The organism is Bradyrhizobium sp. Ken64 (assembly GCF_055807555.1).
In genome coordinates this window covers 1-257 of the sequence record NZ_JBVVPA010000115.1, presented here as the reverse complement: position 1 = coordinate 257, position 257 = coordinate 1, and the positions used below count along the sequence as shown (strand labels likewise).

At 66.5% G+C, this 257-nt stretch carries 1 pseudogene; it reads right to left on the bottom strand.

The window, feature by feature from the left end:
* Nucleotides 1-257: pseudogene (locus AC0L2F_RS35875) on the bottom strand (DNA polymerase/3'-5' exonuclease PolX); the annotation flags it as partial.

Sequence of the window (257 nt, the reverse complement as noted above, 5' to 3'; positions counted from 1 at the left end):
AGCCGCATTCCTTTCTCCGCGGCCAAAGCCTGGAGCCTCTCGATGTGAGCGGCTGAGCCGGTGCCGAAAAGAAGGGCGGCGCCGAAGTGGTTGCGGTCGGACAAGCGGATTTGCAGTCCGTCCGCCGCCGAAGCATTCGTCGCCTTCTCGATCTTGGCAGCCTCCGCGACAATCGTGAGCTCGCCGACGAGTTCGCAGCCGCGGCGGAAGTCGCCTGCGATCGTCACCCGCTTGAGCTCCGGCCGGGCCTTCCGCAG